The following is a 22,412-nucleotide window of genomic DNA, read 5'->3' as shown; positions in this document are numbered from 1 at the left end:
TCACATTCTCCTTACCGGGAAAAGGCCTAGCCACAAAAAGGCGGTGCAAGCCCGGGGCAAGATCATGCGCTTAGCTTCAATCGTATCTGCAATGGGTGAATGGCAACTTGCCGTGCGCGACAGCTAAGAGTTAGTGTCGCCCCGGGCGCGGCACGGGGGTAAGACATGTTCGAATGGCTGGATAGCGTAGCAGGACCTGGATACACGGCAGCGGTGCTGTGGACCTTTGCCGCCCTTGTGCTGCTGGTCATCGTACTTGTCATCGTCAAGCTGGTCCGCAGCCTGACCTTCGGCACCTTCGTTGCCGGCGGCAGGAACAGGAAGACCCGCCTCGCCGTCATGGACGCGACCGCCATCGACAGCCAAAGGCGGCTTGTACTGGTGCGGCGCGACGACATCGAGCATCTGCTGCTGATCGGCGGACCGACCGACGTGGTGGTCGAGACGGACATCCGCATGACCGCTCCACGTCGCCCGGCACTGACCGGCACTGAAGGGACACAGCAAGCTCCCCAGGCGCCTCGGCCCCAGGCCACGGCAGCACCGCAGCCTGCTCCTCGCCCGACAACGCAAGCGCCTGCCAGGCAGCCGCAGCCAACGCCCCCGCTTATCCAGCCGCGCCCGGCGCCGCCCAAGATGCCTGTCGCTTCGGCGCCGTTGGTCGCGACCAGCCCGGATACCAAGACCTATGTCGCGCCAACCTACGCCACCCCGGCGCGGCCTGTGCCCGCCCCCGCCGCGGCACCATCGCCTCGCGACCTTATCGACGACACGTTGATGAAGGAGCTCGAAGTTTCGCTCGATGATAGACCGCAGGCCAAATCGGCCAAGGTCGCCGACCCATCGCTCGATGACGAAATGGCAAAGCTGCTCGGCGAACTGACCAGCCACAAGCGGTAACGACGCCTGCGGCCCAAGCTTCGGACAAGAAAAAGGCGGCCTGAGCCGCCTTTTTCATTGCTTCCGTATTCCGCGATCAGTCGTCGCGATAGACTTTTTCGCGGCGCTCGTGACGCTCCTGAGCCTCGATCGACAGCGTAGCGATCGGACGCGCGTCCAGTCGCTTCAGCGAAATCGGCTCGCCGGTCTCCTCGCAATAGCCGTAGGTACCCTCGTCAATCCTCTGCAGGGCCGAGTCGATCTTGGAGATCAACTTGCGTTGACGGTCACGTGCCCTGAGTTCAATGGCACGGTCCGTCTCGGATGATGCGCGGTCGGCAAGATCCGGATGGTTGGCGTTTTCCTGCTGAAGTATTTCGAGGGTTTCGCGAGCTTCGCGGAGGATGTCGTTCTTCCAGGCAACCAACTTAGCTCTGAAGTAAGACTTTTGCCGCTCGTTCATGAACGGCTCCTCATCGGAGGGCACGTAGCCAAGAGTAACGGTATCGTTCATTCGACTCACCCGACAACCCCGTTTTGGCGCCTATATATTCGCGGGCCAAGCCCCACACAAGCGTATTCATCGAAAAGTTTGCGCCACCCACAACGTCGTGATTCGTCCGTGGCAAGAGCGCAACTCTCCGCCTAAGGAACGCGCAACGGCATCGTCCGGTTGCAAGGCGCCCGGCGCTTGGCTACATCCTGAGACGACAGTTGGCGCAGGCTCGTCGCGAGATCGGGCTTCCAGGAGCAACATTTGGGCAAGCTCTACCTTCTCCGACACGCCAAGGCCGGCTGGGCACTGCCCGGTGTCAGGGACTTCGACCGCCCGCTCGACGCCACCGGCATCGCGGACGCCGAAGCGACCGGGGCGGCGATGCGCGCCAATGGTTACGTGCCGGAACTCACGCTCTGCTCCAATGCCCGGCGCGCCCGCGAAACGCTTGAAGGCCTGGCTGGCCATGCCGATACCGGACGGGTTGTCTTTACCGACGATCTCTACAGTGCCGACGCCGCCGGCTATTTCGACAAGATCCGCGAGAACGGCCGGCATGGCTCGATCCTTGTCATCGGCCACAATCCGATGATGGAAGACCTCGCCATGGCAGTTTCGGGCGACGGCGACCAGACGGCGCTGCATACGCTGCAGACCGGCTTCCCGACCTCGGGTCTGGCTGTCATCCGCTTCGAAGGCGAGCTTTCAGGCGCCGAACTTGGCCACGGCTATCTCGAAGCGTTTCTCACGCCGGCCGATCTTTGAAATCGACCGCCATTTCAAATCCCTGTGACGGCACCTATATCGGGTGCGACCGCATGGGGATCGACGATTGGCGTCTCTGACCACCTTCACCGACGAGGCGCGCATTGCGCTCGACACGTTCTCCGGCCGTGCCACGGGGCTTTTCTCGCCTTCACTGCGGTTGGGAGTGACCGGGCTATCGCGCGCCGGCAAAACCGTTTTCATCACGTCCTTCGTTCACAATCTGATCCATGGTGGCCGGCTGCCACTGTTCGAAGCGCAGAAATCCGGGCGCATTTCGCGCGCATTTCTCGAAGAACAGCCCGATGATGCCGTACCGCGCTTCCAATACGAGGATCATGTCGCCGCCCTCGTCGACCAGCGCATCTGGCCAGATTCCACCCGCGCCATCTCGGAACTCCGGTTGACCATAGAATTCGAGTCGGCTTCGGGCTGGAACCGCATGTTTTCAGCGGGAAAAATGTCGGTCGACCTCGTCGACTACCCTGGCGAATGGCTGCTCGACCTGCCGCTGCTGACAAAGAGCTACGACGACTTCTCCAGGGAGGCTTTTGAACTCGCGCAACTGCCGGTTCGCGCCGACCTGTCCGAGGCATGGCGTGAACTTGCAGTCACCGTGAAGCCTCAAGCGGATGCCGACGAGATGACGGCGCGGCGGCTTTTCGAGAGTTTTGCGGCCTATCTCAAGGCCTGCAAGGACGATGAGAGGGCCTTGTCGACGCTGCCGCCAGGGCGTTTCCTGATGCCCGGCGACCTCGAGGGCTCGCCGGCGTTGACATTCGCGCCGCTTCCCGGCCTCAGCCAGCGCGCCCGGCCTGGTTCGCTGCATGCGATGATGGAGCGGCGCTACGAGGCCTATAAGACGCATGTGGTGAAGCCGTTCTTCCGCGAGCATATCGCGCGGCTCGACCGGCAGATCGTGCTGATCGATGCGATGCAGGCGCTCAACGCCGGCCCCGGCGCCATTGCCGACCTCGAACGCGCGGTAACCGAAATCCTCGCCTGCTTCCGCCCCGGTCGCGGCAATCTCCTGACCGACCTGTTCTCGCGCCGCATCGACCGCATCCTGGTCGCGGCAACCAAGGCCGACCATCTGCATCACGAGAGCCACGACCGGCTGCAGTCGATCGTGCGGCGGCTGACCGACCGTGCCGTTGCGCGGGCCAATCTCTCCGGCGCCGAAGTCGACGTGCTGGCGCTTGCCGCTGTCCGCGCCACCCGCGAAGGCACCGTCAAGCAAGGTCGTGAGACGCTGCCCGTCATCATCGGAACGCCGATCGAAGGCGAGACCATCGGCAAGGAACGTTTCGACGGCAACAGCGAAACCGCGATATTTCCCGGTGACTTACCAGACAAGGCGGATGTCGTTTTTCAGGACTTTGGCACCAATCACCGCCAGGATGCGAACGATCCGACGATCCGCTTCGTGCGTTTCCGTCCGCCCAGGCTGGAGCGCACGGCCGAAGGCGTGACGCTGTCGCTGCCGCATATCCGGCTCGACCGAGCGCTGCAATTCCTCATCGGAGACCATCTCGCATGAGCGCTCCCAGAAGACCCGCTGCCTTTCGCATCGAACCGGAACCGGCAATGGAAGAGATCACCGCGCCCCGCACGCCGTCGGCGGCGGCTCCGCGCAAACCGCGCGCGCTGGCAACCGATGCGGTGATCGTCACGCCTGCCGAGTTCGACGTCTTCGACGAGGCCGACATCGCCGCCGCCGAACCACCGCCGGCAACCGCACCCACGCGCAAATCACGCATCGGCGCGATCTTCCTCACCGCGTTCGGCATCCTGATCTCGCTCGGTATCGGGCTCTGGACCGACAAGCTGATCCGCGATCTGTTCTCGCGCGCCGATTGGCTCGGCTGGCTGGCAGTGGGCGCTGCCGGCATCGCGGCATCAGCGCTTGTCGTCATCCTGACGCGCGAACTTCTCGCGGTGTTCAGGCTGGCTTCGGTCGAGCGCCTGCGCAACCGGGCCACTGATGCCATAGTGCGCAACGATCCGGGTACTGCCCGCAATGTCGTCGACGAACTGTCGAATCTGCTGGCGTCGAAGCCTGAGACGGCCGCGGGCCGGCGGGCGCTTGGAGACCTGCGCGGCGAAGTCATCGATGGCGCCGACCTTGTGCGGCTCGCCGAAGCCGAAATCCTGGCGCCGCTCGACGCGCAGGCCAAGATCCTGATCCTGGACGCCGCCAAGCGTGTGTCGCTGGTGACGGCGGTCAGCCCGCGTGCACTCGTCGACATCGCCTATGTCGTGTTCGAAGCCGGCCGCCTGATCAGGCGCCTATCCGAACTCTACGGCGGCAGACCTGGAACGCTCGGCTTTTTCCGCCTCGCCCGCTCGGCCCTTGCCCATCTCGCCGTCACCGGCTCGATTGCCGTTGGTGACAGCTTCGTTCAGCAGCTTGTCGGCCACGGCCTTGCCGCCAAGGTGTCGGCCAAGCTCGGCGAAGGCGTGGTCAACGGCATGATGACGGCCCGCATCGGCATCGCCGCGATGGAGACGGCCCGGCCCCTGCCCTTCGCCGCAGTCAAGCGTCCCGGCATGGGCGATTTCCTGGCCGCACTCACCACCTTCGCGACCAAAGACAAGGGTACCGAAAAGGCCAAATAGACGAAGCATTAACCATTCTTGGTCATGGTCCTCACAGCTAATCGTTCCAGTTTCTTGCTGTCGGGTGTGCCCATGAAGCGCTTGTTGTTGTCCGCTGTCCTGCCTGCTGTGGCCATGGCGCTGCCTTCCGTCGCGCAAGCCGACACGGTCAAGGCACCCGAGCGCGACAAGAAGTTCTTCAAGACAGTCGAAGGCGAATGGGTCGGCCCGGGCGAGATCGTCGCCGGAAAATACAAGGGCACCAAGTTCACCTGCAATTTCACCGGCTCGACGCCTGACGGCAAGGTCGGCATGTCGCTCGACGGCGGCTGCCGCGTCGGGGTGTTCACCCAGAAGATGTCGGCCACCATCGAGCAGAAGGGACGCAGCGGCTATCGCGGCAAGTTCCTGGACGGCTCCGAAGGCAAGGGCCTCGACATCATCTCCGGCAGCGTCGTCGACGGCCGCAAAGTCATTTTGTCGCTCAACCGTAACCAGCTCAACGGCGTCATGCAGGCGCGCATGCCCGACGACAATTTGATGCACGTCACCGTCTCGGTCCGAGTCGACAAGCAGTTGGTGCCGGTCATCGGCATGAAGCTGTCGCGTGTCGATGGCACGGCGGTCGGGGCCATCGCGAAGAACTGATTCTTCATCACGGCAAAGAAAAGGGCGGCACCGATGGTGCCGCCCTTTTCGTTTCAGCCTGACGAATCAGCCCTTGATGGCGGTCAGCAGGTCGTCATAAGCCTTGCAGGCCTCTTCAGAAGTCGTCGCTCCGGTGTACTTCGAGGCAACTTCCTGCACCTTGGCAGACAGCTCGGCAGCCTTGGCCGGATCCTTGGTGATGGCTTCCTGAAGCGCGGTCGCTACTTCCTGGCCCTTCTTGGTCAGAACTTCGGCGGTGCATTCCGGCGCCTTCGAGCAGGCCGAGAGACCAAGTGCGGCAACGCCAAGCACAGCAAACAGAATATTTCTCATGTCAGTCTTCTCCTCGTAGCCGGCAGAAAACGCCGGCGGCTGTTCAACCTCACGCGTGGTCGAAACCACGCCCGCTTAGCGGCAAGCCATGTCGCACGCAATGGCAGGTTGTGAGGCCAGCGCCAGGGCACCCCTATTCGACGACAATGTTGTGGCAAGATAATTCGAAAGGCCGGCCGGGCTGTTCGGCAGCGCTCGAAGCACCTATCTTGGCACTTTCCCACCAAGCGGCCGTCCGCCGCGCAAGCAAGGATCGACAAGGCGCATGGCAGCAGAGACAGCGGGTGTCGATCTGGTTCCGGTGGTCGCGCTGCTCGCTGCAGGCGTCGTTGCAGTGCCCATCTTCAAGCGCCTCGGTCTTGGTTCCATCCTTGGCTATCTCAGCGCGGGCGTGATCATCGGCCCGTTCGGCATCGGCATCTTCTCGGAATCGGAAACCATCCTGCATGTCGCCGAACTTGGCGTGGTGATGTTTCTGTTCATCATCGGCCTTGAGATGCAGCCGTCGCGGCTGTGGGGGCTGCGGCGCGAAATCTTCGGCCTTGGCGCACTCCAGGTCGGCGTCTGCGCGCTGCTGTTGACGATGATCGGACTGGCCGGAGGCTTCCTGGTGTCGCAATCCTTCGTCGCAGGCGCAGGCTTCGTGCTGACTTCGACGGCAATCGTCATGCAGTTGCTCGACGAGCGTGGCGAAATGTCGACGCCCAAGGGCCAGCGCATGGTTTCTATCCTGCTGCTCGAAGACCTTGCCATTGTGCCTTTGCTGGCTTTGGTGGCTTTCCTGGCCCCGGTTGCGGCCAACGATGCCGGTACCGGCTGGGCCGGACGGCTGACCGACATCGGTATCGGCATCGCGTCGATCACCGGACTGGTGATCGCCGGCCGCTATTTGCTCAATCCTTTGTTCCGCGTCCTTGCCGATTCGCGCGCCCGCGAGGTCATGACCGCAGCAGCGCTGCTTGTCGTCCTTGGGGCGGCCCTCGCCATGCAACTCGGCGGCCTCTCCATGGCGATGGGCGCATTCCTCGCCGGCGTGCTGCTGTCCGAATCGACCTTCCGCCATCAACTCGAAGCCGACGTCGAGCCCTTCCGCGGTATCCTGCTCGGCATGTTCTTCATCGCCGTCGGCATGTCACTCGACCTGACGGTGGTCCTGGCCAACTGGCAGATGATCGCCTTCTACGTCGTCGTCTATATGCTGATGAAGGGCCTCGGCATCTATGCGGTTGCCCGCTTCCTGAAGGCGGGGCATCGCGAGGCGCTGGAGCGTGCCGTAATCATGGCGCAAGGCGGCGAATTCGCCTTCGTGCTTTACTCCTCGGCCCTGGCTGTCGGCATCATCGACGGCGAGGCCAACGCGATCCTGACAGCCATCATCATCATCTCGATGGTGCTGACGCCCTTAGCGATCATGGTTCTGCGCCGCTTCACCCCCCAGGTCGAGCAGTCGCTCGAAGACGTTGATGTCGCAGCCGAACTCAGCGGCAGCGTGCTGGTCATCGGCTTCGGGCGGTTCGGACAGATCGCCAGCCAGCCTTTATTGCTGCGCGGCATCGACGTGTCGATCATCGACAACGACGTCGAGATGATCCAGGCCGCCGCCGATTTCGGCTTCAAGATCTATTATGGCGACGGCACCCGTCTCGACATCCTGCACGCGGCGGGTGCGGGGCGCGCGCGCGCCGTGCTGATCTGCGTCGACAAGGCGGACGTCGCCGTGCGCATCGCCGAGCACATGCGGGCCGAGTTCCCGCTGGTGCAGGTGCTGGCGCGTGCCTATGACCGCGGCACCGCGATCCAACTCATCCGCGCCGGCGTCGACTACCAACTGCGCGAGACGTTCGAATCGGCGCTGCTATTCGGTGGCTCGACCCTGGAAAAGCTGGGCGAGGATCCCGACGACGTCGTCGAGGTCATCGAGGAAGTCCGCCGTCGTGATGCCGCGCGCCTCGAAATGCAGTTCGCGGGTGATATCCAGTCCGGCCGCGACTATCTTCAGGGCAATGTTCCCAATCCAGCGCCGACGCCGCTGACGCCCCCGCGCCGCACTGCCAAGGCTCTCAACGAAGAAGCGGCTGACGTGATCGCCAAAAAGGCCACTCCCGCGGAACAAATCGAAAGGAACTGATCATGGTGGACAGGCAGCGTGCGTCCGAAGTTGTCGCCTTCTGGCGCGAGGCCGGCCCGGAAAGCTGGTTCCGCAAGGACGAGATGTTCGACGACAGCTTCCGGGGCCGCTTCGGCGACCTGCACATGGCCGCAGCCAAGCGCAAGTGCGACGCCTGGGCCGATGATGCCGAAGGCGCGCTGGCGCTGATGATCCTGCTCGACCAGTTTCCGCGCAATTGCTTCCGCGGCAGCGGCCACATGTATGCTACCGATCCGCTTGCCCGCCATTTCGCGCGGCAAGCAGTGGCCAACGGCCACGACATGGCCACGGAAGGCGCGATCAGGGTCTTTTTCTACCTGCCGTTCTCGCATTCGGAGACGCTGGCCGATCACGACATACCGCTCGAACGCTCGACCGCACTTGGCGGCGACTACCTCAAGCATGCCATCGGCCATCGCGACATCGTCGCCCGTTTCGGCCGCTTCCCGCACCGCAACTTCATTCTCGGCCGCGAATCGACCGAGCAGGAAGTGGCGTTCCTGGAAGCTGGTGGTTTTTCCGGCTAGCCGGCCGTCTCAGGTCTCAAAGCTCGAGGCGCATCAGCGGCCGGCCCGGTTTGCGCTCGATGACGCGCGCAAACCCTGCCTCTTCGAACACCCGCGTCGAGCCGACGAACAGGCTGACCGTGTTCTTGCCGTTCGATTGGTCGATCGGGCAGGCTTCGAGCATGCGGGCACCTGACTGACGCGCGAACGCGATCCCCGCATCGACAAGCCGGTGCGTCAGGCCATGGCCGCGGGCCTTGCCGCGGATGAAGAAGCACGAAATCGCCCAGACGGCAGGATCAATGGCGTCGCCCAGCTCAAGCGGTGCCGAGCCCCTGCCCGCATTGTTGAACTCCGGCACGTCGGCGCGCGGGCCGATCTGCATCCAGCCGACCGCCTGGCCATCTGCGAAGGCCAGCAGGCCCGGCGGCGGGCCGGCCGCGATTCGCGCCTTGATGTGATCCTTGTTGCTCTCGCGGTTGCTGTCCCGCCTTGTTGCCGGCGGCAGCCTGAAATATGTGCACCAGCAGCCGTAGCAGGCGCCTTGCTTGCCGAACAAATCCTCGAAATGCGGCCACAAATCCGGCGTCAGCGGCGAAATGGCATCAGTCATGGCATGGCTCCGTGGCGCAGCCTTGTCCCGACGGGGCAGCTGACCTAAAATCGCGCTTGTTCTCTTTATGTTCGCAGCGAAGGCAATGCCTGTCAACGATCCCAGCCACGGTTTTTGCCGCGACTGCCTTGCCCTTCAGCGTGGGTCGGGACCGCGCTGCCATGCCTGCGGCAGCCCTCGCCTGCTGCGCCATCCCGAGCTCTATAAATTGCATCTCGCCCATGTCGACTGCGATGCCTTTTATGCGGCGGTCGAAAAGCGCGACAATCCCGAGCTGAAGGACAAGCCGGTCATCATCGGTGGTGGCAAACGCGGAGTGGTCTCGACCTGTTGCTACATCGCGCGTATCCACGGCGTGCGCTCGGCTATGCCGATGTTCAAGGCGCTGGAAGCCTGCCCCGAGGCGGTGGTGATCAGCCCTGACATGGAAAAATATGTCCGCGTCGGCCGCGCGGTGCGCTCGATGATGCAGGCGCTGACGCCACTGGTCGAGCCGCTGTCGATCGACGAGGCATTTCTCGATCTCGACGGCACCGAGCGATTGCACGGTCTGCCGCCCGCACTAGTACTCGCCCGCTTCGCAGCCACTGTCGAAAAAGAGATCGGAATCACCGTTTCCGCCGGGCTGTCCTATTGCAAGTTCCTCGCCAAGGTCGCCTCCGACTTCCGCAAGCCGCGCGGCTTTTCCGTCATCGGCGAGGCAGAGGCGGTCGGTTTCCTGGCACAGCAGCCGGTGACAATGATCTGGGGCGTCGGCAAGGCCTTTGCCGCGACGCTGGAGAGCGACGGCATCCGCAGCATCGGCCAGTTGCAGCGCATGGACCGCGGCGACCTGATGCGGCGCTACGGCACGATGGGCAGCCGGCTCTATCACCTGTCGCGCGGCCAGGACGACCGCCAGGTCTCGCCCGACCAGGAAGCCAAGAGCGTGTCGGCGGAAACCACCTTCGACAGCGACCTCGCCTCATCGGCAGAACTCGTGCCGGTATTGCGGGCCCTGTCGGAAAAGGTCTCGGCACGGTTGAAGAAGGCAGGCATCGCCGGGCGGACGGTGGTGTTGAAACTCAAGACCCAGGACTTCAAGATCAAGACGCGTAACCGCCAGCTTGCTGATCCGACACGCCTGGCCGACCGCATCTTCCAGACCGGCATGCAGTTGCTGTCGAAGGAAACCGACGGCACCAAGTACCGCCTGCTCGGCATCGGCGTCAGCGACCTGTCCGACGACGAGCGCGCCGACCCGCCCGACCTCGTCGACGTCCAGTCGCGCAAGCGCGCACTGGCCGAAGGCGCCATCGACGTGCTGCGCGGCAAATTTGGCAAGAACGCCGTCGAGACCGGCTACACCTTCGGCAAGGGCCGCAACGCCCACCCGCCGGAACCGCTGGACGACTAGGCTGCAATGAGCCACGCCCGGTGATCAGGCCGGCTCACCCTCGATGATACTGATGCGCGGCCCGGCCTCGATCACATTGGTTAGCCGGAAGCCCGACGCGGCGAACAGCCTCGCGAATTCTTCCTTGGTCCTTTCCTGCCTGCCAGGTACCGCCAGCATGTTGAGGTCGGCGAACTTGGCGCCTGCGCCTTCATTGGGCGGCGCCAGAACGGCTTCCAGCACGACCAGCGTTCCGCCTTGCCGGACCGCCCGGCGACAGCTTTTCAGCACCGCGATCGAGCGCTCGTCGTCCCAGTCGTGCAGTATCCACTTCATGAGATGCGCGCGATGCGGCTAGGGCGCATGCTGGCGGCGCTTGCACCCGAAGACGCCGAAGTCCACGGCCTGGTCGCGCTGATGGAGATCCAGGCATCGCGATTGCCGGCCCGCACTGATGCTGACTGCCGGCCGATCCTGCTGCTCGACCAGTTCAGGTCCCGCTGGGATCATCTGCTGATCAATCGTGGCCTTGCAGCACTGGCCAAGGCCGAAGCCCTGCCACAACGAGGCCCGTACACGCTTCAGGCTGCAATAGCTGCTTGCCACGCCCGGGCTCACACGGCCGAAGACACCGACTGGCCACGCATAGCGGCTCTGTATGCTGCGCTTGCAGCGCTTGCACCCTCACCCGTGATCGAACTGAATCGCGCCATGGCGCTGTCGATGGCCTTCGGTCCAGCGGCCGGGCTGGAGCTCGACGACCAGCTCGCGCACGAACCGGCGTTACGCAACTATCACCTGCTGCCAAGCGTACGCGCCGACCTGCTGATGAAGCTCGGCCGCTTCGGGGAGGCACTTAGCGAGTTCGAACGGGCAGCGGCGCTTACCCAGAACGAGCGGGAGCGTACAATGCTCGTGGAGCGGGCGCAGGCCTGCCGTATTGAGCTGGCGGGCAAGAAGAAGTGACCGACGCCGACGAAAATCCGCCAGCTAAACCAGCTCAACCTCGACCACACCCGGCACCGCGCGCATGGCGGACGCAATCGACGGCGTGATGCGATAGCGTTCGCGCAGCTCGATTTCGATCTCGCCCTCGGCCTCGCCCTTGAGCACGATGAAGCTGACCTCGCCTTCGCCGCGCACCGTCAGCTGGTTGGACAGCATGTTGAGCGGTGCTGCGTCGCGCACGAAGATGCGCAAAGTCTTTTGCACCCGGCTCGCTTCATCCTCCAACGACTGCACCGTCTGGATGCGCAGGCTGACGCCTTCCGGACGGTCCTCGGCGGCGACCGTGACCACCACCGATTTGCCGGGCTCGCACAGGTCGCGGTACTGCGCCAGCGTTTCGGAGAACATCACCGCTTCATACTGGCCCGACACGTCCGAGAACTGGACGATGCCCATCTTGTTGCCGGTTTTGGTTTTGCGCTCCTGCTTGGTCGTCACCGTGCCGGCCAGACGGCCCGCGGTCGCACCACGTTTAACGGCGGCAGCAAAGTCGCCCCAGTTCTGGACGCGCATTTTTTCGAGCGCTGCCTTGTATTCGTCGAGCGGATGCGCCGAGAGGTAGAAACCGACGACCTGGAATTCGCGATGCAGGCGGTCGGCAGCAAGCCAGGCATCGGCGACCGGCAGGTGCAACGACGGCGCCTGCCCTGAGGCCGCGCTGCCGAAGATGTCGGACTGGCCGAGTGTGGCGTTTTCGTGGGCGCGCGAAGCAAGGCCCATCATGCGCTCGATGCCCGCCATCATCGCGGCCCGTTCGTGCCCGAAACAGTCGAGCGCGCCGGCCATGATCAGGCTTTCGAAGACACGCTTGCCGACCAGTTTCGGGTCGATGCGCTCGCAAAAGTCGGCAAGGCTGGCAAACGGCTTTTCCATGCGCTTGGCAACGATGTGCTGCACCGCAGCCTCGCCAACGCCCTTGATCGCGGCCAGCGAGTAGAAAATCTTCTTTTCGCCGACCTCGAAGTCGCGGAAGCTGGTCATGACCGATGGCGGCACGACATCGATGCCAAGGCGCATCGCGTCCTGACGGAAGTCGTTCAGCTTGTCCGTGTTGGACATATCGTAGGTCATCGAGGCCGCGAGGAACTCGACCGGGTAATGCGCCTTCAGATACGCCGTCTGGTAGGAGACGATGGCGTAGGCTGCGGCGTGCGACTTGTTGAAGCCGTAGTCGGCGAACTTGGCGAGCAGGTCAAAGATCGCGTTGGCCTGCGGCTTGCTGACCTTCTTGTCCACGGCACCGGTGACGAAGCGCTCGCGCTGCTTGTCCATCTCGGCGCGGATTTTCTTGCCCATCGCGCGGCGCAGCAGATCGGCTTCGCCGAGCGAATAGCCCGACAGCACCTGCGCGATCTGCATGACCTGCTCCTGGTAGACGATTACCCCTTGGGTCTCCTTCACCAGGTGGTCGATCATCGGGTGGATCGAGGCGATCTCCTCGTCGCCATGCTTGCGGGCATTGTAGGTCGGGATGTTCTCCATCGGGCCGGGGCGGTAGAGCGCCACCAGCGCGATGATATCCTCGATCTGGTCGGGCTTCATGCCGATCAGCGCCTTGCGCATGCCGGCACTTTCAACCTGGAAGATGCCGACGGTCTCGCCGCGCGACAGCATGGCGTATGTCAAGGGATCGTCGAGCGGGATCAGCGCGAGGTCGATGTCGACGCCACGGCGGCTGATGAACTCCAGCGCCTTCTGCAGCACCGTCAAAGTCTTCAGGCCAAGGAAGTCGAACTTCACCAGGCCGGCCTGTTCGACATATTTCATGTTGAACTGGGTGACCGGCATGTCCGAGCGCGGGTCTCGGTACATCGGGACCAGTTCGGACAGCGGGCGGTCGCCGATGACGATACCGGCGGCGTGCGTCGAGGCGTGGCGATAGAGGCCTTCGAGCTTCTGCGCCATGTCGAGCAGGGTCTGCACGATCGGCTCGCGCTCGGCTTCCTCGGCAAAGCGCGGCTCGCCCTCGATCGCCTGGCCGAGCGTTACCGGATTGGCCGGGTTCTGCGGCACCATCTTGCACAGCTTGTCGACCTGGCCGTAGGGCATCTGCAAGACGCGGCCGACGTCGCGCAGCACGGCGCGCGCCTGCAGCGTTCCAAAGGTGATGATCTGGCCGACCTGGTCGCGGCCATACTTGCCCTGGACGTAGCGAATGACCTCTTCGCGCCGGTCCTGGCAGAAGTCGATGTCGAAGTCGGGCATCGAGACGCGGTCGGGATTGAGGAAGCGCTCGAACAGCAGCGAGAAGCGCAGCGGGTCGACGTCGGTAATGGTCAGGGCATAAGCTACCAGCGAACCAGCGCCCGAACCGCGGCCAGGGCCGACGGGGATGCCTTGCAGCTTGCCCCATTTGATGAAGTCGGCAACGATCAGGAAGTAGCCGGGAAACTTCATGCGCTCAATGATGCCGAGTTCGTATTCGAGGCGCTCCTGGTACTGCTCGGGCGTGTAACCCGCCGACAGTCCGCGCGTCTCCAGCCGCATGACAAGACCCTCGCGAGCCTGGCGGGCCAGTTCCGCCGCTTCGGCAGCGACGGCCGCTTCGGCATCGGCGATATCGCCGCCGGTGAAGCGCGGCAGGATCGGGTTGCGATTCCTGGGATAGTAGGAACAGCGTCTGGCGATCTCGACCGTGTTGTCGATTGCTTCAGGCAAATCGGCAAAGATCTCAGCCATCTCCTTCTGGGATTTAAGGAAATTGTCTGGCGTCAGCCTGCGGCGATTGTCTTCGGCAACGACAGATCCCTCGGCGATGGCGATGAGCGCGTCATGTGCGTCGAAGTCGGCGCGCTTGGCGAAGAACGCCTCGTTGGTCGCGACTAGCGGCAGATAGTGCCGATAGGCCAATTCGATTGTTGCCGCCTCGACCACCCGGTCGTAACCAACCAGACGCTCGAGCTCGACGTAAAGCCGGTCGCCAAACATCTGCTTCAAGGTCAGCAGGCGGCTTTCGGCAATGACCGTGTGTTCGCTCTTGATGGCAGCGCCAATCGGCCCACGAGGACCGCCCGTCAGGCAGATGATGCCATCCGCGGCGGCGGCAAGCCAATCAAGCTTGGCATGCACGGGTTCGCCGTTCGGGGTTTCGAGATAGAGGCGGCTGACCAACCTGACGAGGTTGGCGTAGCCGGCTTCGGTCGCGGCAATCAAAACGACGGGAAACAGATCGAGCGCCTGCTTCCATCCCTGGCCGCGCTGGGTGCTGTCACCACCGTCGGCGAAGTCGACATCGACCTGGCAAGCGATCAATGGCTGCACGCCATCCTTGGTCGCCTTCTGGGCGAATTCGAGCGCGCCGAACAGATTGTTGGTATCGGCAACGGCGATGGCGGGTGCCTCGTCCTTGGTTGCGTGTCCGACGACCTTGTCGAGCTTGAGCGCACCTTCGAGCAGCGAGTAGGCAGAGTGTACGCGAAGATGAATGAACATCCGCTCGGAAGTCTCTGGCTTTTCAGCCCTTATGAGCGCTTCACGCTTCAGTGGATCGCGTGGGAGCCTGTCACTCGACATCGAATCGTCTGCCATCAATCTGAGAATTTCACCGGCATGTTCGGCCACGCCAGCCACCATGTCCATCCCGCAAGGGGTCGCGCCGGAAACCGCTTGTGGAGTATCATCGCAACCGCCGTTTTGCGACCGTCATGCGTCGCCTTGACGGTTGAACGCTTTGGCAAAACCTGAAACCTTGCCGCCGATATTTGCCCCCTGTTTGCTTGAAGGAACATCGCCATGAAAACCCGCGCTGCAGTCGCCGTTGGAGCTGGAAAGCCGCTCGAGATCATGGAGGTCGACCTCGAAGGGCCGCGCGAGGGCGAGGTGCTTGTCGAGATCAAGGCGACCGGCATCTGCCACACCGACGAGTTCACTTTGTCGGGTGCCGATCCCGAAGGCATCTTCCCTGCCATTTTGGGCCATGAAGGTGCCGGTGTCGTCGTCGATGTCGGCAAGGGTGTGACCTCGCTCAAGAAGGGCGACCACGTCATCCCGCTCTATACGCCCGAATGCCGTTCCTGCCCGTCCTGCCTCAGCCGCAAGACCAACCTGTGCACCGCGATCCGCTCGACGCAGGGACAGGGCCTGATGCCGGATGGTTCGAGCCGGTTTTCGATCGGTGGGGAAAAAATCTTCCACTATATGGGCTGCTCGACGTTTTCGAACTTCACCGTGCTGCCCGAGATCGCGCTGGCCAAGGTCAACCCGGACGCCCCGTTCGACAAGATCTGCTACATCGGCTGCGGGGTGACCACCGGCATCGGTGCCGTCATCAACACGGCAAAAGTCGAAATCGGTTCGACGGCGATCGTCTTTGGCCTTGGCGGCATCGGCCTCAACGTGCTGCAGGGTCTTCGTCTTGCCGGTGCCGACATGATCATCGGTGTCGACATCAACAATGACCGCAAGGCCTGGGGCGAAAAGTTCGGCATGACGCATTTCGTCAATCCGAAGGAGGTCGAAGGCGACATCGTGCCTTACCTCGTCAACATGACCAAGCGTGGTGCCGACCAGATCGGCGGTGCCGACTACACCTTCGACTGCACCGGCAACGTCAAGGTGATGCGACAGGCGCTCGAAGCGTCGCATCGCGGCTGGGGCGAGTCGATCGTCATCGGTGTCGCCGGTGCCGGCCAGGAGATTGCGACGCGGCCGTTCCAGCTGGTCACCGGACGGACCTGGAAGGGCACCGCCTTTGGTGGCGCGCGTGGCCGTACTGACGTTCCGAAGATCGTCGACTGGTACATGGAGGGCAAGATCCTGATCGACCCGATGATCACGCATACGCTCAAGCTCGAAGACATCAACAAGGGTTTCGACCTGATGCATGCGGGCGAAAGCATCAGAAGCGTGGTCGTTTACTGATGAGCACGATCGCATACGAGGTCGACGTCAGGGGCCTGGACGAGCTGTCCCCGCGCGCCCTCTATGCGATGTTGAAGATGCGCCTCGACGTCTTCGTCGTCGAACAGAAGTGCGCTTTCCCCGAAATGGACGGCAAGGACCCCGAGGCCCTGCACCTCAGGCTGCTTGCCGGCACGGAATTGCTGGCAAGCACGCGCATCATCGCCCCAACCGGCAAAGACGATCCGGCCTATATCGGCCGGGTCGTGGTGTCCCCCGATCATCGTGGCAAGCGGCTCGGCGACAAGCTGATGGCCGAATCCATCGCCGCCTGCGAGCGGCTGTTTCCGGGCCGGCCGATCGCACTGTCGGCGCAGAGCCATCTCGAGAAGTTCTATGCGTCCTTCGGCTTCGACACCGTGTCGGAGGAGTATCTGGAGGACGACATCCCTCACATCGACATGCTCAGGCCGGTCTCGTCCACAAGCGCCTGAAGCGCACGCGGCCTCATTCCAGCCAGGTCGTCTCAAAGCTTCCGGCGACATGCAAGTCGGTTGTCTCCAGCCGGCCGGGCCCGAGATTGGTGAACTTGTGCGGCGTGTTTGCCGGCGCGACCAGTATCTGGCCGGCCTCCGCCTCGATCGTCTTGTCGCCGACAGTGAACAGCGCCCGCCCGACGCGGACGATGAAGACTTCCGGATAGGGATGGGTGTGCAGCCTGGGGCCGCCGCCGACCTTGTCGCTTGAGAAGAACACCACCGAGACGTCCGCGCCATAGGCACCGCCCTCGAACTCGCCATGCCATGCGTCGGGCTTTTCGGCCCATTGTTCGCGATTGATCAGATGTGCCATGGTCGGCCTCCATTCGACGCGCTCGACCATAGCCAAAGATATGCTTTCCCGGAACCGTGCCAGAAATGTCTGAAAATGCCCCGCTCATCTATGTCGACGCCGACGCCTGCCCGGTGAAGGACGAGGTGGTAAAGGTCGCTGAACGGCTCGATCTCGTCGTGACCTTCGTGTCCAATGGCGGCCTTAGGCCGTCACGCGATCCGATGATCCGCAACGTCGTGGTGTCCAAGGGCGCCGACGCCGCCGACGACTGGATCGTCGAAAATGCCCGCGCCAACGACATCGTCATCACCGCCGACATCCCGCTCGCCGCCAGGACCGTCGCACTGGGCGCGCATGTGCTCGGCCCAACCGGCAGGCCGTTCACGCCGGAGACCATCGGCATGGCGGTCGCCATGCGCGATCTGAAGCAGCATTTGCGGGAAACAGGCGAGAGCAAGGGCTACAACGCGTCCTTCGCGCCACAAGACCGCTCACGCTTTCTCGGCGCGCTCGACCAGATCGCGCGCCGGGCCCTCAAGGCGGTCCAGGCGCCATGAAGCCGTTCGGCCGCCACTTCATCTTCCTGGCAAGTTTAGGCGTCGGACTTGTGGCGCTTGCTGCGGCCATGCTGCTCCAGCACCCGCTCAGCTACAGCATTGCCGCCAATGCGTTCTTCGCCACCTACATCTTCCTGGTGCTGCGCGAGATGCCGAGGCTGACGGCGGACTTCCTCAGCCGGCGCGCCCAACAGGCCGACGAGCCTATCTGGATCATCTTCCTGGTCACGATCGGCATCGTCGTGGTGGCCGTCGGCTCGCTGTTCGTCGTGATGAACGCAAGTAAGGTCCCGCATCCCACCTGGCTGGCGTTTTCGCTGCTGTCGCTGCCGCTCGGTTGGCTGACCATCCATGCCATGGCGGCCCTGCACTACGCCCGCCTCTACTGGAAAGGCGACAGCAAGACTGAAACCGCATCGACACGCAGCCGCAAGCCAGTCGGCGGCTTGATCTTTCCCGGCACCGAACGCCCCTGCGGCTGGGACTTCCTCTATTTCGCCGTCGTCATCGGCATGACGGCGCAGACCGCCGACACCAACATTTCATCGACGCATATGCGCAAGGCGGCGCTGGTCCATTCGATCCTGTCGTTCTTCTTCAACACCATCATCGTCGCCGCCGCAGTCAACCTGGTGGTCTCGCTGGCAAGCTGAAGCGGCTCACGCGAATATCATCGCGACAGCGAAACAATTCCCGGCGCCCAAGCGTAATCCTTTGCGAAGGGGCGTAAGATGTCGTCCCGCAACGGCCGATGCCACGGGAGATCAGCCGCGATGGAAAGCCAGGCACGATTGGTGCAGCAGGCGGATGACGGCTCGGCGCCGACGAGCGAAGGCACGCTCGTCTACCGGCAGTCAGGCTGGACGCGCCTTACGCATTGGATATGGGCGTTTTCACTGTTTTTCCTGCTGCTGAGCGGCCTGCAGATCTTCAACGCCCATCCCGCACTCTACATCGGCAAGCAGTCCGGCTTTGCCTTCAGCAACGACGTTCTGGTGATTGGAGCAGAGAATAGCTCCACAGGACCAGTCGGTTACACGACGATTCTAGGAAACAGATTCAACACGACGGGAGTGCTCGGCGTGTCGGGATCGACTGCCAATCCAAGCGCGCGCGCCTTCCCGGCATGGGCAACAATTCCCTCCGGCCAGGATCTCGCCACCGGCCGCGTCGTGCACTTCTTCTTTGCTTGGATGCTGTCTGCTACGCTGCTCGTCTGGCTCGGTGCCAGCCTGCTCAACGGCCACCTGCGCCGCGACCTAACACCCCGCGCCAATGATCTGCGTCGGTTACCCAAGGACATCGTCGACCACGCAAGGCTGAAATTCCACCACAGCCGCGACTACAACACGCTGCAGAAGCTGGCCTATGGCGGCGTGCTGTTCGTGCTTCTGCCGCTGATGATCATCACCGGCCTCGCCATGTCGCCAAGCATGAATGCAGCCGTGCCATTCCTCGCCGACCTGCTTGGCGGACGGCAGACTGCGCGCACCATCCACTTCGTTGCCATGGCGTTGCTCGTCGGCTTCTTCATCATCCACATACTGATGATCCTCGCGGCAGGCCCGATCAACGAACTGCGCTCGATCTTCACCGGCTGGTATCGCACCGATCCGCCGGCGGACGAAAATCACGAAGGAAGCGCCTGAGATGCCCAAGTTCCAGCTCAGCCGTCGTAGCTTTCTCACCGCCGCAACGCTCGGGGCGTCGACGGTCGCGCTCTCCGGCTGCGACGCCTTCGATTTCCTTGCCGATCGCGACAACGGGGTGCGCAATGTCCTCGAAGGCGCCAATGACCTGACCTACCACGTCCAGCGGCTGCTGGCCGGCCGCGACTCACTGGCCCAGGAGTTCACCGAGGCCGATATTCGCCAACCGCAACGCCCCAACGGCATCACCGCGCCTGACGACAGCGTCTACAAAAGTCTTCAGGCAGGCGACTTCGCCGATTGGCGTCTGGAAGTGACGGGTCTGGTCGACAAGCCGTTGTCGCTTTCGCGCCAGCAACTGATGAACATGCCCTCGCGCACCCAGATCACCCGCCATGACTGTGTCGAAGGCTGGAGCTGCATCGCCAAATGGACAGGCGTGCCGATGGCGCTGGTGCTGGACGCCGCCACGGTCAAGCCAAGTGCCCGCTACGTCGTTTTCCACTGCCTCGACACGATCGAGCGCAGCATCTCCGGCGAGGTCAAATATTATGGCTCGATCGACCTGATCGACGCACGGCATCCGCAGACGATCCTCGCCTATGGCATGAACGGCAAGCCGCTGCCCGTCGAAAATGGCGCCCCGCTCAGGGTGCGCGTCGAGCGCCAGCTCGGCTACAAGATGCCGAAATACCTCCACAGGATCGAACTGGTCGACGGCCTCGGTGCCATGGGTCTCGGCAAGGGCGGCTACTGGGAAGACCGCGGCTACGACTGGTATGGCGGCATTTGATCTCTCCGACTGAATTCAGTTATCGCCTCGCCTTTTCAATAGTTTGGCGCTTTTTCCGGATCTTGCGGTTGCGCGGCCGGCACATGTGGTCGATGCTCGCAGCCAGCCGCCAGACATTTTCTCGGCCCAAATCCAACCCACGACAGGAGGCCCCTCTGGTGTCCGACACCACGAATATCTATGAACAATCACCCGATCTCGACACCATTGGCGGACGCCTGTCACGGGCCCGCGAAGCCAGCGGCCTCAGCACCGGAGACCTAGCCTGGCGCCTCGGGATCAAGATCGCCACCGTCAACGCCTGGGAGCGCGACCGCTCGCAGCCCGGCGCGCACCGCATCACCAAGCTGGCCGGGCTGCTCGGCACCAGCATTTCGTGGATCCTGCACGGCATCGGCCCAGCGCCGCGTGAAGACGATCTCTCTGCCGCCTCGATCTCGCTGCAGATGGAACGGCTGCGACGGCTGCACCGCCAGACCGGCAACCTGATTGGCCAGCTTGAGCGCGACCTGCGCAAGCTGGAAAATGCAGGCGCCTGAGGCAGGCCACCCGGAAGTATTGGTTGGGACTATCCTTCCGGTGAATAAGCACTGCGCGTCTAGGTGACAAAGCGTCGTCATTGAGATATTGACGACTCGTCTGGGGCCTTTGCGGGCTCCACCTGTTTGCGGGAGAGAGCAGCGAAAGCTGACGCCGAAGGGGAAATCGCCCGAAATCTCTCAGGCAAAAGAACCGTAAACAGGAAGGACACTCTGGAAAGTCGGGACTTGCTCCCGCGCCGAAGGTGTAAGCGCTGCCGACAGAGTTCCGGAGCGCGAGTCTCTCAGGCTTCAGACAGAGGGGCACGGAATGGCCGCCACAGCGGCTGGACACGTGCGACTCTGGAGAAGACATGACGGGCGACCATACGAACCAACTACCCCTTGCAGACCTGCACGCCGCCGCTGGAGCGCGCTTTGGCGCCTTTGCCGGCTGGAACATGCCGCTGACCTACCCGGCCGGCGTGATGAAGGAACACCTTCACACCCGCGAGCATGTCGGACTGTTCGACATTTCCCATATGAAGCTGTTCCTGGTCACCGGACCGGGCGCTGCCGACCTCATCAACCGGGCCTGCCCGCTCGATGCGCGTGCGCTTGATGTCAAGCAGTCGAAGTACACCTTCTTCCTGACCGAAGCCGCCGGCATCATCGACGACCTGATCATCACGCGCCTCGGCGACGAGCGCTTCATGGTGGTCGCCAACGCCGGCAATGCCGCGACCGATGAGGCGCATCTGCGCACGCTTGCCAAGGATTTCGACGCCACGATCGAGCCGCTCGACCGCGTCTTCATCGCGATCCAGGGACCGGAAGCTGCTGCCGTGCTCGGCAAGGCCGGCCTCGCCACCGAAGAACTGTTCTTCATGCAGGGCTTCGAGCCGCGTGCCGACTGGTTCATGAGCCGCTCCGGCTACACCGGCGAGGACGGGTTCGAGATCGGCCTGCCGGAGGCGGACGCACGCGAACTGCTCGGCAAGATTCTGGCAGACGAACGCGCCATGTGGATCGGCCTTGCCGCCCGCGACAGCCTGCGCCTCGAAGCCGGGCTTTGCCTGCACGGCAACGACATCACCCCCGACAACGACCCGGCAAGTGCCGGTCTTATGTGGGCGATCCCCAAGGACCTGCGCGCTGACGGCGCCTTCATCGGCCGCGCGGCCCTTGCAACGATCCTCGCTGACGGGGCCAAGCAAAAGCGCGTCGGCCTGAAGCCCGAGGGCCGCCAGCCGGTTCGCTCCGGCGCCGAGCTCTTCGACGCGGACAGCAAGCTGATTGGCCGCGTCACCTCGGGCGGCTTCGGCCCGTCCGCCGGTTTCCCTGTTGCCATGGGCTACGTTTCGACACCGCTGGCCAAGGCCGGCACCCGCGTCTTCGCCGACGTCCGCGGCACCAAGGTGCCCGTCGACGTCCATTCGCTTCCCTTCACGCAGCATCGCTACCGCAAAGGATAATTTCCATGACCAAGACCTATTTCACCGAAGACCACGAGTGGATCCGCGTTGAAGGCGACATCGCTACCGTCGGCATTACCGACTACGCCCAGGAACAACTCGGCGATCTGGTCTTCGTCGACCTGCCGGAGTCCGGCCGCAAGCTCGCCAAGGGCGACGTCGCCGTCGTTGTCGAATCGGTCAAGGCCGCTTCGGACGTCTATGCGCCGATCGACGGCGATATCACCGAAGCCAACGCAACGCTCTCGTCCGACCCGGCGCTCGTCAATTCGGCTGCCACCGGCGACGGCTGGCTGTGGAAGATGAAGATCGCCAATGCGGGCCAGCTCGACGGCCTGATGGATGAAGCGGGCTACAAAGCCCATATCGGTTGACAG

Annotated in this window: 24 protein-coding genes and 1 riboswitch; of the genes, 18 read left to right on the top strand and 6 right to left on the bottom strand. The window is 63.2% G+C overall.

Annotation, left to right across the window (positions count from 1 at the left end; translation table 11 throughout):
• Nucleotides 1-165 precede the first annotated feature (165 nt).
• Nucleotides 166-900: a flagellar biosynthetic protein FliO gene (locus IHE39_RS06170; RefSeq protein WP_192565833.1), complete on the top strand. Its 735-nt coding sequence runs from the start codon at nucleotides 166-168 to the stop codon at nucleotides 898-900.
• A gap of 76 nt (nucleotides 901-976) precedes the next feature.
• Here IHE39_RS06170 and dksA read toward each other — a convergent pair whose 3' ends face one another.
• Entirely contained in the window at nucleotides 977-1,393 is a 417-nt protein-coding gene (gene dksA, locus IHE39_RS06165; RefSeq protein ID WP_067961780.1) for an RNA polymerase-binding protein DksA, read from the bottom strand.
• A 243-nt stretch (nucleotides 1,394-1,636) separates the two neighbouring features.
• Here dksA and IHE39_RS06160 point away from each other — a divergent pair, with 243 nt between their 5' ends.
• From IHE39_RS06160 to IHE39_RS06145, 4 genes are all read left to right on the top strand, one after another.
• A complete protein-coding gene (locus tag IHE39_RS06160; RefSeq protein ID WP_184769174.1) occupies nucleotides 1,637-2,140 on the top strand; it encodes a SixA phosphatase family protein in 504 nt (167 codons plus the stop codon).
• 67 nt (nucleotides 2,141-2,207) lie between these two features.
• Nucleotides 2,208-3,680, top strand: coding sequence for a YcjX family GTP-binding protein (locus IHE39_RS06155; RefSeq protein ID WP_192565832.1), 1,473 nt, complete (start codon nucleotides 2,208-2,210; stop codon nucleotides 3,678-3,680).
• Nucleotides 3,677-4,759 (top strand): YcjF family protein, encoded by a 1,083-nt coding sequence (locus IHE39_RS06150; protein WP_192565831.1) that lies wholly within the window; start codon nucleotides 3,677-3,679, stop codon nucleotides 4,757-4,759. Before IHE39_RS06155 ends, IHE39_RS06150 begins: the two co-directional genes overlap by 4 nt.
• 114 nt (nucleotides 4,760-4,873) lie before the next feature.
• Nucleotides 4,874-5,386: a hypothetical protein gene (locus IHE39_RS06145; protein WP_246470689.1), complete on the top strand. Its 513-nt coding sequence runs from the start codon at nucleotides 4,874-4,876 to the stop codon at nucleotides 5,384-5,386.
• Nucleotides 5,387-5,452: 66 nt separating this feature from the next.
• On the opposite strand, the gene IHE39_RS06140 is transcribed toward IHE39_RS06145, so the two are convergent.
• Nucleotides 5,453-5,719 (bottom strand): hypothetical protein, encoded by a 267-nt coding sequence (locus tag IHE39_RS06140; RefSeq protein ID WP_184769170.1) that lies wholly within the window; start codon nucleotides 5,717-5,719, stop codon nucleotides 5,453-5,455.
• A 265-nt stretch (nucleotides 5,720-5,984) separates the two neighbouring features.
• Here IHE39_RS06140 and IHE39_RS06135 point away from each other — a divergent pair, with 265 nt between their 5' ends.
• Nucleotides 5,985-7,847 carry a monovalent cation:proton antiporter-2 (CPA2) family protein gene (locus tag IHE39_RS06135; protein ID WP_192565830.1) on the top strand — a complete coding sequence of 621 codons (1,863 nt, stop codon included), beginning with the start codon at nucleotides 5,985-5,987 and terminating at the stop codon, nucleotides 7,845-7,847.
• Between the two features lie 2 nt (nucleotides 7,848-7,849).
• Nucleotides 7,850-8,395 carry a DUF924 family protein gene (locus IHE39_RS06130; RefSeq protein WP_184769168.1) on the top strand — a complete coding sequence of 182 codons (546 nt, stop codon included), beginning with the start codon at nucleotides 7,850-7,852 and terminating at the stop codon, nucleotides 8,393-8,395.
• 16 nt (nucleotides 8,396-8,411) lie between these two features.
• On the opposite strand, the gene IHE39_RS06125 is transcribed toward IHE39_RS06130, so the two are convergent.
• Complete coding sequence (locus IHE39_RS06125; protein ID WP_192565829.1) at nucleotides 8,412-8,987, bottom strand: GNAT family N-acetyltransferase; 576 nt, start codon at nucleotides 8,985-8,987, stop codon at nucleotides 8,412-8,414.
• Between the two features lie 67 nt (nucleotides 8,988-9,054).
• Between IHE39_RS06125 and IHE39_RS06120 the strand changes: the two genes are divergently transcribed.
• Nucleotides 9,055-10,383 carry a DNA polymerase IV gene (locus IHE39_RS06120; protein WP_184769166.1) on the top strand — a complete coding sequence of 443 codons (1,329 nt, stop codon included), beginning with the start codon at nucleotides 9,055-9,057 and terminating at the stop codon, nucleotides 10,381-10,383.
• Between the two features lie 24 nt (nucleotides 10,384-10,407).
• On the opposite strand, the gene IHE39_RS06115 is transcribed toward IHE39_RS06120, so the two are convergent.
• Nucleotides 10,408-10,698: a methyltransferase gene (locus IHE39_RS06115; RefSeq protein WP_192565828.1), complete on the bottom strand. Its 291-nt coding sequence runs from the start codon at nucleotides 10,696-10,698 to the stop codon at nucleotides 10,408-10,410.
• Nucleotides 10,699-10,710: 12 nt separating this feature from the next.
• On the opposite strand from IHE39_RS06115, the gene IHE39_RS06110 reads away from it, so the two are divergent.
• Entirely contained in the window at nucleotides 10,711-11,328 is a 618-nt protein-coding gene (locus IHE39_RS06110) for a DUF6596 domain-containing protein (protein WP_343070061.1), read from the top strand.
• Between the two features lie 24 nt (nucleotides 11,329-11,352).
• On the opposite strand, the gene dnaE is transcribed toward IHE39_RS06110, so the two are convergent.
• A complete protein-coding gene (gene dnaE / locus IHE39_RS06105; protein ID WP_192565827.1) occupies nucleotides 11,353-14,802 on the bottom strand; it encodes a DNA polymerase III subunit alpha in 3,450 nt (1,149 codons plus the stop codon).
• Between the two features lie 300 nt (nucleotides 14,803-15,102).
• On the opposite strand from dnaE, the gene IHE39_RS06100 reads away from it, so the two are divergent.
• Both IHE39_RS06100 and IHE39_RS06095 read left to right on the top strand, forming a co-directional pair.
• Nucleotides 15,103-16,230, top strand: coding sequence for an S-(hydroxymethyl)glutathione dehydrogenase/class III alcohol dehydrogenase (locus tag IHE39_RS06100; protein ID WP_192565826.1), 1,128 nt, complete (start codon nucleotides 15,103-15,105; stop codon nucleotides 16,228-16,230).
• On the top strand, nucleotides 16,230-16,703 hold the full coding sequence (locus IHE39_RS06095) for a GNAT family N-acetyltransferase (protein WP_184769163.1): 474 nt from the start codon (nucleotides 16,230-16,232) through the stop codon (nucleotides 16,701-16,703). The genes IHE39_RS06100 and IHE39_RS06095 overlap by 1 nt, the downstream gene beginning before the upstream one ends.
• A gap of 13 nt (nucleotides 16,704-16,716) precedes the next feature.
• Here IHE39_RS06095 and IHE39_RS06090 read toward each other — a convergent pair whose 3' ends face one another.
• Nucleotides 16,717-17,061, bottom strand: coding sequence for a cupin domain-containing protein (locus IHE39_RS06090; protein WP_192565825.1), 345 nt, complete (start codon nucleotides 17,059-17,061; stop codon nucleotides 16,717-16,719).
• 65 nt (nucleotides 17,062-17,126) lie between these two features.
• Between IHE39_RS06090 and IHE39_RS06085 the strand changes: the two genes are divergently transcribed.
• From IHE39_RS06085 to gcvH, 7 genes are all read left to right on the top strand, one after another.
• The gene (locus tag IHE39_RS06085) at nucleotides 17,127-17,600 is read left to right on the top strand and encodes a YaiI/YqxD family protein (RefSeq protein ID WP_184769161.1); all 474 of its coding nucleotides are present in this window, start codon (nucleotides 17,127-17,129) and stop codon (nucleotides 17,598-17,600) included.
• Nucleotides 17,597-18,253: a DUF1345 domain-containing protein gene (locus IHE39_RS06080; protein ID WP_184769160.1), complete on the top strand. Its 657-nt coding sequence runs from the start codon at nucleotides 17,597-17,599 to the stop codon at nucleotides 18,251-18,253. Before IHE39_RS06085 ends, IHE39_RS06080 begins: the two co-directional genes overlap by 4 nt.
• Before the next feature lie 120 nt (nucleotides 18,254-18,373).
• Nucleotides 18,374-19,249, top strand: coding sequence for a cytochrome b/b6 domain-containing protein (locus IHE39_RS06075; RefSeq protein ID WP_192565824.1), 876 nt, complete (start codon nucleotides 18,374-18,376; stop codon nucleotides 19,247-19,249).
• A 1-nt stretch (nucleotide 19,250) separates the two neighbouring features.
• Complete coding sequence (locus tag IHE39_RS06070; protein WP_184769158.1) at nucleotides 19,251-20,042, top strand: molybdopterin-binding protein; 792 nt, start codon at nucleotides 19,251-19,253, stop codon at nucleotides 20,040-20,042.
• Between the two features lie 158 nt (nucleotides 20,043-20,200).
• On the top strand, nucleotides 20,201-20,581 hold the full coding sequence (locus tag IHE39_RS06065; protein ID WP_184769157.1) for a helix-turn-helix domain-containing protein: 381 nt from the start codon (nucleotides 20,201-20,203) through the stop codon (nucleotides 20,579-20,581).
• Nucleotides 20,582-20,700: 119 nt separating this feature from the next.
• A riboswitch (glycine riboswitch) is annotated at nucleotides 20,701-20,787 on the top strand.
• 147 nt (nucleotides 20,788-20,934) lie between these two features.
• Nucleotides 20,935-22,035 carry a glycine cleavage system aminomethyltransferase GcvT gene (gcvT, locus tag IHE39_RS06060; RefSeq protein ID WP_184769156.1) on the top strand — a complete coding sequence of 367 codons (1,101 nt, stop codon included), beginning with the start codon at nucleotides 20,935-20,937 and terminating at the stop codon, nucleotides 22,033-22,035.
• 5 nt (nucleotides 22,036-22,040) lie between these two features.
• Nucleotides 22,041-22,409, top strand: a complete 369-nt coding sequence (gene gcvH / locus IHE39_RS06055) for a glycine cleavage system protein GcvH (RefSeq protein ID WP_184769155.1) — start codon at nucleotides 22,041-22,043, stop codon at nucleotides 22,407-22,409.
• The last annotated feature ends 3 nt before the right edge of the window (nucleotides 22,410-22,412 follow it).

Source organism: Aminobacter carboxidus (assembly GCF_014863355.1).
In the GTDB taxonomy this organism is placed as follows: Bacteria; Pseudomonadota; Alphaproteobacteria; order Rhizobiales; family Rhizobiaceae; genus Aminobacter; species Aminobacter carboxidus.
The sequence above is the reverse complement of the archived record's forward strand: the minus strand, read 5'-3'. Positions and strand labels throughout refer to the sequence as shown.

What these genes read in the sequence shown, in the direction of transcription:
- IHE39_RS06170 (WP_192565833.1), top strand. Translation starts at nt 166, where the DNA reads ATGTTCGAATGGCTGGATAGCGTAGCAGGACCTGGATACACGGCAGCG.
- dksA (WP_067961780.1), bottom strand. Translation starts at nt 1,393, where the DNA reads ATGAACGATACCGTTACTCTTGGCTACGTGCCCTCCGATGAGGAGCCG.
- IHE39_RS06150 (WP_192565831.1), top strand. Translation starts at nt 3,677, where the DNA reads ATGAGCGCTCCCAGAAGACCCGCTGCCTTTCGCATCGAACCGGAACCG.
- IHE39_RS06145 (WP_246470689.1), top strand. Translation starts at nt 4,874, where the DNA reads ATGGCGCTGCCTTCCGTCGCGCAAGCCGACACGGTCAAGGCACCCGAG.
- IHE39_RS06140 (WP_184769170.1), bottom strand. Translation starts at nt 5,719, where the DNA reads ATGAGAAATATTCTGTTTGCTGTGCTTGGCGTTGCCGCACTTGGTCTC.
- IHE39_RS06135 (WP_192565830.1), top strand. Translation starts at nt 5,985, where the DNA reads ATGGCAGCAGAGACAGCGGGTGTCGATCTGGTTCCGGTGGTCGCGCTG.
- IHE39_RS06130 (WP_184769168.1), top strand. Translation starts at nt 7,850, where the DNA reads ATGGTGGACAGGCAGCGTGCGTCCGAAGTTGTCGCCTTCTGGCGCGAG.
- IHE39_RS06125 (WP_192565829.1), bottom strand. Translation starts at nt 8,987, where the DNA reads ATGACTGATGCCATTTCGCCGCTGACGCCGGATTTGTGGCCGCATTTC.
- IHE39_RS06120 (WP_184769166.1), top strand. Translation starts at nt 9,055, where the DNA reads ATGTTCGCAGCGAAGGCAATGCCTGTCAACGATCCCAGCCACGGTTTT.
- IHE39_RS06115 (WP_192565828.1), bottom strand. Translation starts at nt 10,698, where the DNA reads ATGAAGTGGATACTGCACGACTGGGACGACGAGCGCTCGATCGCGGTG.
- IHE39_RS06110 (WP_343070061.1), top strand. Translation starts at nt 10,711, where the DNA reads ATGCGGCTAGGGCGCATGCTGGCGGCGCTTGCACCCGAAGACGCCGAA.
- dnaE (WP_192565827.1), bottom strand. Translation starts at nt 14,802, where the DNA reads ATGTTCATTCATCTTCGCGTACACTCTGCCTACTCGCTGCTCGAAGGT.
- IHE39_RS06100 (WP_192565826.1), top strand. Translation starts at nt 15,103, where the DNA reads ATGAAAACCCGCGCTGCAGTCGCCGTTGGAGCTGGAAAGCCGCTCGAG.
- IHE39_RS06095 (WP_184769163.1), top strand. Translation starts at nt 16,230, where the DNA reads ATGAGCACGATCGCATACGAGGTCGACGTCAGGGGCCTGGACGAGCTG.
- IHE39_RS06090 (WP_192565825.1), bottom strand. Translation starts at nt 17,061, where the DNA reads ATGGCACATCTGATCAATCGCGAACAATGGGCCGAAAAGCCCGACGCA.
- IHE39_RS06085 (WP_184769161.1), top strand. Translation starts at nt 17,127, where the DNA reads ATGTCTGAAAATGCCCCGCTCATCTATGTCGACGCCGACGCCTGCCCG.
- IHE39_RS06080 (WP_184769160.1), top strand. Translation starts at nt 17,597, where the DNA reads ATGAAGCCGTTCGGCCGCCACTTCATCTTCCTGGCAAGTTTAGGCGTC.
- IHE39_RS06075 (WP_192565824.1), top strand. Translation starts at nt 18,374, where the DNA reads ATGGAAAGCCAGGCACGATTGGTGCAGCAGGCGGATGACGGCTCGGCG.
- IHE39_RS06070 (WP_184769158.1), top strand. Translation starts at nt 19,251, where the DNA reads ATGCCCAAGTTCCAGCTCAGCCGTCGTAGCTTTCTCACCGCCGCAACG.
- gcvT (WP_184769156.1), top strand. Translation starts at nt 20,935, where the DNA reads ATGACGGGCGACCATACGAACCAACTACCCCTTGCAGACCTGCACGCC.
- gcvH (WP_184769155.1), top strand. Translation starts at nt 22,041, where the DNA reads ATGACCAAGACCTATTTCACCGAAGACCACGAGTGGATCCGCGTTGAA.